Here is a 13,371-nt window from a genome sequence, read left to right as displayed (position 1 = left end):
AACCCCGTAGGCTGGGTGGCATGACGAGCGGCACGATCATTCGCCAGGAAGCCGCCCCGCTGCGGCAGCGGGTGGTCGAGATCATGCGCCAGGAGATCCTGGACGACGTGCTCCACCCCGGGGATCGTCTGCTGGAGAACACTCTGTGCGAGCGCTACGGAGTGTCGCGCACGGTGATCCGCGAGGCGCTTCGCCAGCTCGAGTCCGAGCGGCTGATCACGATGCTGCCGAATCGTGGCCCCATCGTCACGGTGCTGACCGTGGAGGACATCGAAGCGCTTTACGAGGTGCGGCGCGCGCTCGAGGGGCTCGTCGGCGAGCTCTTCGCCGAGCGCGCGAGCCAGGCGCAGGTCGCTGCCCTGCGCGAGCACTTCGCGTCGATGGGCGACAGCTACCTGCGCGGCACACTCGAGTCGCGCGGCATCGCGAAGGACGAGTTCTACCGGCTGTTGCTCGATGGCGCCCAGAATCCGGTGCTGACGGCGGATCTCAGCGGCATCCACACCCGCATCGGCATCCTGCGCCACTACGCCTTCCTCGACGCGGATCGCGTCGCCCTGTCGATGCAGGAGCTCAGCCGCATCGTCCACGCCGCCACCGAGTTGCGGGATCCGGTCCTGGCCCGTCAGGCGTGCGAGGAGCACATCCGCGGCGCCGGTCGCCTCGCGATCCTCGAGTATCGCAAGCACGTCGCCGCCAACGGCACCGAGCGCGACGCGAGCTGAGTTCAGTCGAGCAGCCGGCGCAACGCCATGAGCTGCTCGTCGCGCCAGCGCACCCGGTCCTCCCACTGCTCCAGCGGCAGGATGTCCCGTCGTTGCCGGGCGACCTCGGCCACCAGTTCCGGCGTCCAGGGATCGTCCTGACCCCGCACCGCGCCCATCCGGTGATAGGCGGGACCCATCTTCTCCGCGTGCGATTCGATGCCGCCACGGGTGTTGAGGTCGACGGTCTCGAACGGGCCGATGAACGCCCAGCGCCGACCGAGCCCGCTGCGTACCACCTCATCGATGTCGTCGACGCTCGCGACCCCATCGCGCACGAGACAGTACGCCTCACGCAGCAGGGCGCCCTGCAATCGATTGAACACGAAGCCCTCGATCTCCGCGTTCACGAGGATGGGCGTCATGCCCGCCTCGCGGTAGATGGCCTTGGCGCGCTCGACCGTGTCCTGCGCTGTGAAGGCCGACGGCACCAGTTCGATCACCGGGATGAGGTACGGCGGGTTGCCCGGGTGTGCGACGAGCACGCGATCGCGTGCCGGCGTGCTCGTGGCGAACTCGCTCGAGACGATCGCGGAACTCGAACTGGCGAGCACGGCATCCGGTTCGCTGTAGGCCCCGAGCTGCTGGAACACCTCGCGCTTGATCTCGAGCCGTTCGGGCACGCACTCCTGCACGAGTTCGGCGCCCTCGAGGCAGTCGAGCAGGATCTCGTGGTAGCTCACCCGGGCGCTGACGGCGTCGATGGGCTCCTTCAGCAGCCCGTGCCGTGACAGCAGGTGCAGGCGATCGGCGAGGTCTGCGCGCGCGCGGTCGAAGGCCCCGGGAAGGGCATCCCACATGCGCACCGTGAACCCGGCGGTGGCGAAGAGCACCGCGAATGCCACGCCGATCGATCCGGTGCCTGCGATGCCAACGGTGCGGTTCATGGTGTTCCTCTGTGAGCGGGTGGAGCTGGGATTGTCGCGGTGGGCTAGTTTTCCCACCACGTGTGGTCGTCGGCGTAGCCGCGCTCGAGGATCCCGACGATCGCCTCGCGGGTGAGCTCGCGAGGGTTGTTCGCGGTCAGCCGGGTGGCGAGCATCGCCTGGTCGGCGACGTATCCGAAGTCCGCCGGATCCAGCCCAAGATCCTTCAGGTTCGTCGGCACCCCGAGGGCCGCCAGCAGCGCTTCGACGCGCACGATCGCCGCTCGGGCATTGTCCAGAGCGGTGGCCTGCGGGTCCGCGATGCCGAACGCCGCGGCGATGTCGGCGAACGCCGACACGTTGGCGGGGAGGTTGAAGCGCATCACGTAGGGCAGCAGCGCGCCGACGCCGATTCCGTGGGCGGTGTGCGTGAGGTTGCCGATCGGCGACTGGATCGCGTGCGCCCCCGCGGTGCCGGCCGTGTTGATGGCCATGCCGGCGCAGAACGAGGCGAGCATGGTGTCGGCACGGGCCGCGAGGTTCGAGGGATCGGCGACGACGCGTTCGAGCGAGGTGTTGAGCAGTTCGAGGCCGGTGCGGCAGAAGATGTCGGTGAGCACGTTCTTGCCCACATAGAGGTGCCGCGCGATGTCGTCAGCGCCGGGATTCTTGGCCCGGTCGGTGAAGGACTCGATCAGGTGCGAGAGCGCATCGGCGCCGGTCGCCGCCGTCAGCCCGGGCGGGCAGCTCACGGTGAGCTCCGGGTCGATCACCGCCGCGACCGGTTCGAGGTGCTCGCTCGCCACACCCACCTTCATGCCGCGGTCCGCGTCGAAGACCACGGAGATGCAGGTCACCTCGGCGCCCGTGCCGCCCGTGGTCGGCACTGTGATCACCGGCAGTCCCGGCGCCTCGACGAGGTTCTCGCCGTAGTACTCGCTGATGTCCCGTCCGGTGTGCAGCACGAGTGCTGCAACCTTCGCCATGTCCAGGCAACTGCCGCCGCCGATGCCGATGACCACCTCGATGCCCGCGTCGCCGAACGCCGCGACGAGCTCGACCACGTTGGTGCGGGGCAGATCCGGTTCGACCTGATCGAAGACCGCCACCGTGGCGCCGGTCGCCTCGATGGCGGATCGGATGCCCGCGAACTCGACGGTCGTGGCCATGCGTGCGTCCGTGCAGATCAGCACCCGCGAACCGAGCGGGGCGACCAGCAGGGGGATCTGGTCCCGCTTGCCGGGGCCGAACACCACGGTCTTCGGCTGGCGGAGCAGCCCGAGTCCGATCCGGTTGCTGATGTCGGGCATCGTCATCCTTCCAGTCCTGCCGTCTCGTCGATCGTGAGCGCGATGTACTTGCGCTCCAGGAACTCGTGGACGCCGTCGTGGCCGCCCTCCCGGCCCAGCCCGGAGGCCTTGATACCGCCGAACGGCGCCGCGGGATCGGCCATGACGCCGCGATTGACGCCGACCATCCCGAAGTCGAGGCGCTCGGCGACGGCCACCGCTCGGGAGAGGTCCCGGGTGAACAGGTACGCTGAGAGGCCGTAGTGCGTGTCGTTGCCGAAGGCGATGGCCTCCGCCACCGAGGCGACCCGGTAGAGGGCGGCGACCGGGGCGAACAGCTCCTCGTTGCAGAACTCGTGGTCGTGGTTCGGGAAGGTGAGCACCGTGGGCTCGTAGAAGAAGCCGGGTCCATCGATCGGATGCCCCCCGACGTGCAGCGTCGCGCCGGCCTGCTGGAACGAGGCGACGAGGCCGATCACTCGCTCGCGCTGCTTCGCGGTGATGACGGGGCCGACGATCGACTCCGGGTCGAACCCGTCGCCGACCTTCAGGGCGCGGGTGCGCGCCACGAACTTCTCCGTGAACTCGTCGGCGATCGCCTCGTGGAGGATGATGCGGTTCGCGGCGACGCAGGCCTGCCCGGCGTTGCGGAACTTGCAGACGATGGCCTCGTCGACGGCGAGATCGACGTCGGCGTCGTCGAGCACGATGAACGGACCATCCCCACCGAGTTCCATCGACGAGTTGACGATGTTCTGCGCGGCCTGGCCGAGCAGCGTCGTGCCGACCCCCGTGGAGCCGGTGAAGCTCACTTTGCGCAGGCGCTCGTCGGCCATGACCGCGCTGGAGACCGCGGCCGAGGTGCTCGTGTGCACGAGATTGACGACTCCGGCCGGGAAGCCGGCCTCGACGAGCGTGTCGACGAAGAGCGCGGCCGTGAGCGGGGTCTCGCGTGCGGACTTCATGATCACGGTGCAACCGGCGGCGAGTGCGGCACCGGCCTTTCGCGCGGACATCAGCATCGGGAAGTTCCACGGGGTGACCAGGAAGCTCGGGCCGACGGGCTGGTGCGTCTCGATCACCCGGTACCCGCCGCGCGACCCCTCCTGGTAGGTGCCGTGCAGGTGCGCGATCTGCTCGGTGTACCAGAGGAAGAATCCGGCGGAGAGCGCGAACTCGCTCGCCGCCTCGGACCGCGGCTTTCCGCTCTCGAGCACCATGACGTCCGCGAAGGCGTCGGCGCGGTCCATCAGCAGTCGGTGCGCGGCGTGGAACAGGTCGGCGCGGGCGCGCGGCGACCACTCGCGCCACTGCGCGCTGGCGCGGGTCGCCGCATCGAGCGCCTCGAGCGCGTGCGCGGGTGTGCCGTCGGAGACGTGCGCGATCACCTCGCCGTCGGCCGGATTCGTCACCGCGATCGTGGCGTCAGTGGCACGCCATTCGCCGTCGATGAGGAGGCCGGTGGGAACGACGTGACCGCGCAGCGTTGTCGCGGGACGGTCGATGAGTGCGGGCATGGTGGTGCTCCTTCAGACGAGGCGAGGCGGTGGAACGCGAGACGATGCCCGACGTGATTTCCCAATCAGCATATTCGCGTATTACGATACTACGAGCGTGGGGCTCAATTTGAGACGATCGGATGCTCGACCGGGACCGTACGATGGTTCGAACGGCTTCCGGAGCGAGACCCGATTCTCCCCAGCTCCCGACAAAAGCCGCGGCACGGTGCGCCAAAGGAGGTGCAGCATGGACGACGAGTTCGATCTCGATCGGGTTCAATCTGCCAAGGAGGCCGCGCTGTCGCGGTCCCACACGGACGATCGCAAGCTCGAACTCGTGGACTCCTGGAAGCGATCCCAGGCCGCGATCGGGGATCCCGGCAACATCCACGACGTGCCGCACGTTCCGGAGAGCGTGCTCGACGAGCACCTCCTTGAGATGTTCGGGGCGCCCATGAACCGCTTCGCCGAGGACATCGAAGGCACCGGCCTCGCTCTGCTGCTGGCGGATTCGCGCGGCCAGATCCTGCAGCGCTGGTTCGAGGACCGCCAGGCCGAGTCGCACCTCGACCGCGTCGGCACCGTGCGGGGCGCGGTTCTCGCCGAGAACGTGGTCGGCACCAACGGCGTCGGCACCGTGGTCACGCTCGGCAAGCCGGTGCAGATCCGCGGCACCGAGCACTACGCCGACTTCTACCAGGACGCCGTCTGCACCGGTTCGCCGGTGTTCCATCCGATCACCCGCAAGCTCTTCGCGGTCGTGACCCTGTCGTGCGACCTGACCCCGCGGTCCGACCTGCTCAAGCCGCTCGTGCGTTCGATGGCGACGCAACTCGAGCAGCACCTGCTGTCCGTCGAGCAGCCCTCGGCCCGCGAGATGTTCACCGTGTTCCTGGAGCTGAGCCGCAACCAGAGTCATCCCGTGGTCGCGTTCGGTCCGCAGGGGGCGATGATCCAGAGCCCGAAGGCCAGCGCGCTCACCTCTCATGACATGCACCTGCTCAGGACGCTCGGCGACGAGAACCGCCCGACGGGCACGTACATGCTCGAACTCTCATCGGGGCCGACGACGCTCGAGTACACATCGATCGGTCCGAACAACAACGTCGTCGTCGTCGGCGCCGGCCCGAACGCGCGCCCGGCGACGTCGCCGCGCCGGGTCGTGCGGAACGTCGGTCGCTCACCAGCCTGGCTCGCGGCGATGAACCAGTTCGAACGGGTGCGGGCCATCGGCGAACCCGTGATCCTGGCCGGTGAGCCGGGCGTGGGCAAGACGTCGCTCGCGCTCGGCGAGCGCGAATCCGCCACGGCTCCGGTGCTCAGCGACGCGGCCGAGCGCCACATCCTCGGCACCCGCGAGTGGCTCGCCCGGCTCGCCAAGTGCTTCACGGAGAACGCGACCGTCGTCATCCGCGGCATCGAGACGCTCGATCCGCCCGCGCTCGACGGCATGCGCTCGCTCATCGAAGCCCACTCCGGCCAGGTCGCGGTCGTGATGACGCTCTCGACCGATGACGAGCGGGATGCCGAACGCTTCGAGCTCAAGTTCGGCGCGAGGGCGGTGTGGATCCCGCCCCTGCGCGATCGGGTGGAGGACCTCCCGGTGCTCTGGAATGCCGTCGTCGCGGCACTCGCGCCCGCCGCGAAGCTCGAGCTGCAGGACGAGACGCTCAAGCTCCTGCGCGCGTACGGCTGGCCGGGCAACCTCAAGGAGCTGCGGCGGCTCGTCAGCCAGCTGGGTGCGGCCGGAAAGTCCGGGGCGGTCGCGCCCACGGACCTGCCCTCCTCCATGCAGAGTTCGAAGACGCTCTCCCTCATCGAGAAGGTCGAGCTCGAGGCGATCCGCAAGGCGCTGCAGGAGGCCCAGGGCAATCGGGTGCGCGCCGCCGACATCCTCGGCATCTCGCGGGCGACGGTGTACCGCAAGATGAAGGCGTATCGGCTCGTCACCTGATCCTCCCTTCTCGTCCGCTCGATCAAGCCGCGGCGGCGATCGCCCGGTTGCGCCGACGCCACTCCGCGATGCTCGGCACGAGGGCACGGATCAGGATGACCGCGAGCAGCACGACCGCCTGCGCGATGAGCTGCACGGGCTCCGGCCATCCCACCGAACGCAGCAGCTGCCCGAGCTGGGTCAGGAACAGTGCCGCGACCCCGGTGGAGATGAGCGCGGAGCGACCGCCGGTCAGCGCGGTGCCGCCGAGCACGACCGCGGCGACGGTGGGCAGCAGGTAGCTGTCGCCGAAGAACAGCGGCGGCGTCGTGACATAGCCCGTGTAGAGCACCGATGCGACGCCGTAGGTCGCACCGGCGATCGCATAGGCCATCGTCTGATAGAGCCGAACGCGGGTGCCGATCGCGGCCGCGGCTCGCTCGCTCACCCCGACGCTCGTGAGCCTGCGACCCACGATCGAGCGCTGGGCGGCGAAGCCGGCGATCACCACGACCCCGACCGCGACCAGGAACGCGGTCGGCACGATGCCGACCTTGCCCTTCGCGAAGTCGGCCAGCGCCTGAGGCGATCCGGCGGGCGTGCCGCTCGAGATCGCGAAGACGGTGCCGAGCAGGATCGCGTTCATGCCGAGCGTCGCCACGAGCGGCATGACGCCGAAGCGCGTGATCACGACACCGTTCACCAGTCCGGCGAGGCCAGGAAGCACGATCGCCGCGATGATCGCGAGCCAGTCGGGCCAGCCGTACCACTGCGGCAGCCCGGAGGCGAGCGCGGCGCCGAAGGCCATCATGGCGGGCACGGAGAGGTCGAGGCCCCGTTGCTGCACGACGAGGGTCTGACCGACCGCGGCGATCGCGAGCACGGCCGCGAACGGCAGCATGCCGACGACGGAGGAGTATCCGAGGCTCCCGGGGGCCACGAGCGGGCTCACCAGGAACAGCGCGACCGTCGCGAACCAGATGGCGCCGGATCCGCCCGAGAGCAGTCGCTTCCAGCGGGCATCGGTCTTCATGTCGACCTGGGCGGTCATGAGCTCCTCCTGATCCTGCGCAGCTGCGCGTAGAGCACGGCCGCACCGACCGTGATGACGCCCGGAAGCCAATAGCCCCAGGCACCGGACAGCCCGAGGAACGTGGGCACACTGAGCACCTGAGCCACGAGGAGTCCGGCCGCGATGATGGCGATGAACGAACCCCGGCCGCCGAAGATGCTCGCCCCGGCGAGCACCACCACGGTCACCGAGGTGAGGGTGAAGGAGAGGCCGGGGCGGCCATCCCCGATGCCGATCTGCGACATGAGCACGACGGCCGTCGGCATCACGAGCAGCGAGGTGACGACGTAGGAGAACAGCTGCACGCGACCCGAGCGGATGCCCAGTCGCTCCGCCGCATCCTTGCGCGAACCGACGGCGCGCAGCTCCACGCCCCAGCGGCTGCGGCGCAGCGCCCACTCGAGGCCCAGCGCGATGGCGACCGCGATGATCGTGATGATCGGCATGAAGCCGATCTTCGCGAAGACGAGGTCGGTGACCTCCGGGGTGATGATGCCACCGGGCGTCCCGCGCAGGGTGAACAGGGTGCCCTGCAGCGCCAGTGCGATCGCGAGCGTGACCACGACGGGATTGAGTCCGAAGCGGGTCACCAGGAAGCCGTTGACGAACCCGACGAGCAGCGCGGCGACGATCATCAGGCCGATCCCGATGAGGATGTTGCCGCCGTCGATCACGAAGAACGACGCGATCACGACCAGCAGGCTCAGTAGCGGCCCGACCGAGAGGTCGAACCCGGAGCCGAGCACCACCACCTGCTGCGCGCAGCCGATGAGGATCATCAGCGAGGCGGTGAACAGCAGGTTGTTGAGGTTGAAGGGCGAGAAGTAGGCCGTGTTCGTCGAGCCGACCATCAGGCTCAGCGCGACGACGATGAGGCCCAGCACGGCGGCCGGCGAGTGGTCCCCGCGCAACCAGTTGCGGAACCTGCCGGAGCGGGATGCCGTTTCCGCGCGTTTGCGCACGGAGGTCGACGTCAGGGCGGCGCGAGCGATCTCGGCCTCCGTCACATCCTCACCGTCGACCTCGGCGACCACGCTGCCGCGCGACATGATGAGCACCCGGTCGCACAGCCCCTCGAGCTCGACGCCGTCCGAGGACAGCATCACGACGGCGGCGCCAGCGTCGGCCGCGCCGCGCAGGATGCGGTAGATGTCGACGCGCGCGCCGGCGTCGACGCCCTGCGTCGGCTCCTCGGCGAGCAGCACCGTCGGCTCGGCGAGCAGGGTGCGCGCGAGCACCACCTTCTGCTGGTTGCCGCCCGAGAGCGAGCCCACCGCCGTTCGCGACGACGGTGTCTTGATCGACAGGTTCTCGATCTGTTCGCGCGCGGTCTCGTTGATGCGGGACTCCCGGATGAGCCCCCAGCGCGAGACCTTGCGCAGCGTCTTCATGACGATGTTCTCGCCGACACTGAGCGGCAGGAACACGCCCTCGCCGTGCCGGTCGGAGGGCACGTAGACGACGCCGGCCCGGGATGCCGCGGCGTTGCTCGAGGTGCGCACCTCGCGACCCGAGATCCGCACCGATCCGCTCGCGGGTTCGAGACCGGCGAGCGCGCGGATCAACTCGGCCTGGCCGTTGCCCTGCACGCCGGCGAGTCCGACAATCTCTCCGGCGCGCACCGTGAGGTCGATGTCGTGGAAGTGGCGCCCGCTGAGTCCGGTGACCTGGAGCACGTCCGCGCTCGCGACGCCGTCGACCGACGCACCCTTCGGCGGGAAGACGGTGTCCAGAGCGCGTCCGATGACGAGCTCGATGATCTTCGACTCGCTCACCTCGGACGCCTCGAAGGTGCCGCGCACCTCGCCATCGCGCAGCACCGTGATGCGGTCGGCGATCTCCTTGACCTCGGGGATGCGGTGGGAGATGTAGATGACCGCCGTCGCGCGTGCGGTCAACTCGCGCACGCGCCGGAACAGGCGCTGCACCTCGTCCCCGTTCAGGTGCTCGGTCGGTTCATCGAGGATCAGCACCCGAGGCTTGAGCGCGAGGGCCTTCACGATCTCCACGATGAAGCGCTGTTCGACGGAGAGGTCGGAGACCCGGGCGCGAGCATCGATGCCCATCTGCCACGGATCGAGGTGCTCCTGCACCCAGCTCGGCGCTCGCCGCAGGTCGCCCCTGCCGGTCTGGCCCGTTCCGATCGCGAGGTTCTCCGCGACCGTGAGATCCGGAAGCAGGGCGGGATCCTGGCGCACGATGCCGAGACCGAGCTCGCGGGCCTCGTCGGGCGACGCGGTGGTCAGGGTCGACCCGACGATCTCGATGCGACCGGCGTCGGGAGCGAGTGCCCCCGACGCGACGGCCATGAGGGTCGACTTCCCGGCCCCGTTCTCGCCGACGAGGGCGTGCACCTCTCCGGCGAGCACTTCGAGGTCGACGTTCCTGAGCGCCCTGACGCCAGGGAACGACTTCTCGATCCCCACGAGTCGGAGAGCCGTGGTGCCAGGCTCCAGGCCTGGCGAGGGCGCGGGTGCGATGTCGACGGCGGCGGTCGACGCGGTGCTGTTCTTGCTCACTGGGGATCCTTTGTCGGATTGGCTACTGGGCGAGGTATCCGCCGTCGATGACGAGTTCCGCTCCGGTCACGAAGCTGGACTCGTCGCTGGCGAGGAACACTGCGCCGTGGGCGATCTCCTCCGGTCGCCCGGCGCGACCCATCGGGGTCATCCCGACCACGAACTCGTTGACCTCGGGGGCCTGCGCATCGGTCAGGGGAGTGGCGATGAAGCCGGGATGGATGGAGTTCACGCGAACGCCTTGCGTCGCGTAGGTGATCGCCGCGTTCTTGGACATGTTGCGCACGGCGCCCTTGGTGGCGTGATAGGCGTGCGCGCCGGCGACGGCGGCGTTGCCCCAGATCGAGGAGACGTTGATGATCGAACCGTTGCCGTGGGCGAGCATCGAGGGCATGACCGCGCGCATTCCGAGCCAGACGCCGGTCTGATTGACCGCGATGACCCGGTTCCAGTCCTCCATGGTCAAGACGTCGAGCGTCTCGTAGGCGATGATCCCGGCGTTGTTCACGAGCACGTCGACTCGACCGTGCCGATCGATCACGCCGGCGACGAGCGTGTCCCAGCCCGCGGCGTCCGCGACATCCTGCTGATGGAACTCGATGCCCGGGGCGAAGTCGCTGTGCGGGTGCTGGCTGGTGGCGATGACGGTTGCGCCCTGGGCGGCGAACAGCTCGGCGATCGAGCGCCCGATGCCGCGGCCGGCGCCGGTGACGATGGCGATCTTGTCCTGCAGTCGGTTCATGTGGTGCTCCGGTTCCGTGATCGCGACGGGTGACCGGGTCACTTCGTCGTCGAAGGTGTTGATGAGATGGGAAGTGGCGTCCGGTGGTGCCGGGCGGCTGGGAGGCCGCCCGGCACCACGTGGTAGAGCCGTCGGCTACTCGTTGAAGAGCGCCTTCAGCTGCTCGACGCTCAACCCGGAGGAGTTGATCGCGTCGTTCGGGAGGTCCTCCTCGCACACCGGCATCATGTCGGGGTTCGTGGAGTCCTCGATGATCTCGAGGTTGAAGATGGACGGCTCAGAGTTGGGCAGGCCGTTGAACGCGGCCAGACCCTTGTGCAGTGCCGGGATGGCGACCCAGTTGCGGGACGACATCGTGGCGATCTGGAAGGTGGGCTGGCTGTCCTTGTACTGGTACCAGAGGCACGCGAACTGGTTGGAGTCGTTCGCGGACCACACGGGCAGTGGCTTGCCGGCGTCGACGAAGGCCTCGATGCCGCCGACGGAGCCTCCGCCGTAGTCCGCGACGATGCCGTCGATCTGGCCGAACTGCGTGATGAGACCGGCCATGACCTGCTTCGTCTTGCCCGGCTCCCAGCCGGTGTCGACGAAGGTGTCGCCGAGCTGCTCGTTGAGGAACACGATGTCCGGGTTCTCCGCGACGGCACGCTTCACGCCGTCGTAGACCGCCTGCGAGTACGGGTTGCCGGCCTGGCCGCCCGTCATGAGGAGGTTGCCCTTGCCGCCCATCTGGTCGATGGTCCAGAGCGCGAGTCCGTAGCCGTAGGTATCGACGTTCTCCGAGACGCAGTCGACGTAGTCCACGCCGGGTTCGCCTCCCGGGCACGCGATGATCGGAACGAACTTCACGCCGGCCTCGGTCGCCTTGCGGATCGTCGGCAGCAGCGCCTCACCGCCATCCGTGAACGACACGATGACGTTGACGCCCTGTGCGACGAGGGAGTTGATGTCGGAGATGGCCTTCTGGGTGTCGGCCTGCGCGTCGGTGTAGATGATGTCGGTGATGTTCTCGCACTTCGCGGCCTCGGCCTCGAAGATGGCGCGGGTGGTCTTGCGCCACGAGTTGCCTCCGAAGCCGTCGGCGAACGCGACCTTGATCGGCTGGTCGCCGCAGAACTCCGAGATGTCGAGGATGTCGCCCTGGACACCCGAGATGCCGACCTCGTTGACGGGTGCGGTCGATCCGCCCGAACCGCCGTCTCCGGCGCCGGTCGAACACGCCGCGAGCGCCAGCGCACCCGCGGCGGCGAGCGCCACGAGCGAGATCCTGGTCTTTGAGTACATGTGAACTCTCTCTCTTAGTGAATGGAGGTGGGCGTCGCGCGGGGCGCGATCGCCCGGACGGCTCACCGGTCACATCGGGCGAGGGATTCGTGGTCCCCTGCCGTGCTGTCCTCTTCGACCTGCCTCGTCTGCTTTGACGGGGCCGGAGACCGGCGATTCATCGTGTTGATGGAGCATGCGAGTCCCCTCGGAAGGGGATCCGACCCGGGGCGGAACCCCTGGGAGAGCCTCATACTCGCAGCCCTCGATCGGGGCGACTGAGTCACGTTGCGAACCCGGTGACTCATATTGAGACGGCCCTTCTTCGGCCCCGATCGACGATGCAACCTTGTGCCGTGGAGCCATCCACCACCGTCTCAACCGTCCCGTCGCAGTGCTGCGTCGGGACCGAGTAGCCACGAGGAGCTACACCATGTCGACGCCGACCCCCACCGATCTGCTCGGGGAGATCTACGCACACTGGATCGACCAGCTGGCCCTGCTGGGCGATGCCCCGCTCTCGACCGAGCTGCTGCGGCTCATCTTCGACGACTGGCAGCGCGCAACCGCCGAGCCGGAGAACGTCACCTATCAGCACACCGAGATCGGTGGTGTGCCCGGCATCCTGGTGACGCCGATCGGCTGCGATCGCAGCCAGGTGCTGATCTTCATGCACGGCGGTGGATTCGCCCTCGGCTCGTCCGCGAGCCACCGCAAGCTCGCCGGCCACATCGCGAAGGCCCTCGGCGTCAGCGCGTTCGTGCTCGACTTCCGGCTCGCGCCGGACTTCAAGTTCCCGGCGCAGATCGATGACGGGATCGCCGTCTACCGCGCGCTGCTCGCCGCGGGGCACCGTCCCGAGGATCTGACGCCGATCGGTGACAGCGCCGGCGGCAACCTCGCGATCAGCATGGTGTTCGAGGCCCGCAACCAGGGGCTGCCCCTGCCGCTGCAGGTCATCACGATGTCGCCCTGGCTCAACATGGAGAACGACGGCGTCACCATCGAGACCAACGACGCGACCGACTTCCTCATCACGAGGGAGGGGCTGCAGGGCAACATCGACCGGTACATCCTGGGCGCGACGAGCCCCACCGACCCCATGGCCAACCCGCTCTATCAGGACTTCACCGGCTTTCCGCGGCTCTACATCGCGGCGGGCGACATCGAGTCGCTCTTCAGCGACAGCGTGCGGCTCAACCAGCTCGCCCTCGACGCCGGGGTCGATGTGACCTTCTCGATCGGCGAGGGGATGCAGCACGTGTTCCCGTTCCTCGCGGGCCGTCACCCGCGCGCCGACGAGGAGATCGCGCGCATCGCCGACTGGTATCGCGCGGGACGCGCCGCGCAGCAGCACTGATCACGCACGCTCGCACCGCTGCCCCAGCGCGGCGGTGACCACGGGACATCCCCATGAAAGGAAA

Annotated in this window: 10 protein-coding genes; 3 read left to right on the top strand and 7 right to left on the bottom strand. The window is 68.6% G+C overall.

What is annotated here, in order from left to right; genetic code table 11:
- The first annotated feature begins 20 nt into the window (after positions 1-20).
- On the top strand, positions 21-725 hold the full coding sequence (locus tag PYV02_RS04400) for a GntR family transcriptional regulator (protein ID WP_275756571.1): 705 nt from the start codon (positions 21-23) through the stop codon (positions 723-725).
- 2 nt (positions 726-727) lie between these two features.
- On the opposite strand, the gene PYV02_RS04395 is transcribed toward PYV02_RS04400, so the two are convergent.
- From PYV02_RS04395 to PYV02_RS04385, 3 genes are read right to left on the bottom strand one after another with little or no spacing between them, the layout of a single operon-like run.
- Positions 728-1,651, bottom strand: a complete 924-nt coding sequence (locus PYV02_RS04395; RefSeq protein ID WP_275756569.1) for a 3-hydroxyacyl-CoA dehydrogenase — start codon at positions 1,649-1,651, stop codon at positions 728-730.
- A 44-nt stretch (positions 1,652-1,695) separates the two neighbouring features.
- Positions 1,696-2,940, bottom strand: coding sequence for an iron-containing alcohol dehydrogenase (locus PYV02_RS04390; RefSeq protein WP_275756567.1), 1,245 nt, complete (start codon positions 2,938-2,940; stop codon positions 1,696-1,698).
- Positions 2,941-2,942: 2 nt separating this feature from the next.
- Complete coding sequence (locus PYV02_RS04385) at positions 2,943-4,436, bottom strand: NAD-dependent succinate-semialdehyde dehydrogenase (protein WP_275756565.1); 1,494 nt, start codon at positions 4,434-4,436, stop codon at positions 2,943-2,945.
- Between the two features lie 229 nt (positions 4,437-4,665).
- Between PYV02_RS04385 and PYV02_RS04380 the strand changes: the two genes are divergently transcribed.
- Positions 4,666-6,372, top strand: coding sequence for a sigma-54-dependent Fis family transcriptional regulator (locus PYV02_RS04380; RefSeq protein WP_275756563.1), 1,707 nt, complete (start codon positions 4,666-4,668; stop codon positions 6,370-6,372).
- Between the two features lie 22 nt (positions 6,373-6,394).
- On the opposite strand, the gene PYV02_RS04375 is transcribed toward PYV02_RS04380, so the two are convergent.
- The 4 genes from PYV02_RS04375 to PYV02_RS04360 all read right to left on the bottom strand — a co-directional run bounded on the left by PYV02_RS04375 (position 6,395) and on the right by PYV02_RS04360 (position 11,968).
- Positions 6,395-7,402: an ABC transporter permease gene (locus PYV02_RS04375; RefSeq protein WP_275756561.1), complete on the bottom strand. Its 1,008-nt coding sequence runs from the start codon at positions 7,400-7,402 to the stop codon at positions 6,395-6,397.
- Complete coding sequence (locus PYV02_RS04370; RefSeq protein ID WP_275756559.1) at positions 7,399-9,942, bottom strand: ATP-binding cassette domain-containing protein; 2,544 nt, start codon at positions 9,940-9,942, stop codon at positions 7,399-7,401. Before PYV02_RS04370 ends, PYV02_RS04375 begins: the two co-directional genes overlap by 4 nt.
- A gap of 22 nt (positions 9,943-9,964) precedes the next feature.
- On the bottom strand, positions 9,965-10,684 hold the full coding sequence (locus PYV02_RS04365) for an SDR family NAD(P)-dependent oxidoreductase (RefSeq protein ID WP_275756557.1): 720 nt from the start codon (positions 10,682-10,684) through the stop codon (positions 9,965-9,967).
- 135 nt (positions 10,685-10,819) lie between these two features.
- Positions 10,820-11,968 (bottom strand): substrate-binding domain-containing protein, encoded by a 1,149-nt coding sequence (locus PYV02_RS04360; RefSeq protein ID WP_275756555.1) that lies wholly within the window; start codon positions 11,966-11,968, stop codon positions 10,820-10,822.
- A gap of 412 nt (positions 11,969-12,380) precedes the next feature.
- On the opposite strand from PYV02_RS04360, the gene PYV02_RS04355 reads away from it, so the two are divergent.
- Positions 12,381-13,307, top strand: a complete 927-nt coding sequence (locus tag PYV02_RS04355; protein WP_275756553.1) for an alpha/beta hydrolase — start codon at positions 12,381-12,383, stop codon at positions 13,305-13,307.
- Positions 13,308-13,371: the final 64 nt, after the last annotated feature.

The sequence above is a fragment of the Antiquaquibacter metalliresistens genome (assembly GCF_029211225.1).
GTDB lineage: Bacteria > Actinomycetota > Actinomycetes > Actinomycetales > Microbacteriaceae > Rhodoglobus > Rhodoglobus metalliresistens.
This window is presented reverse-complemented; position numbering and strand designations above follow the sequence as displayed.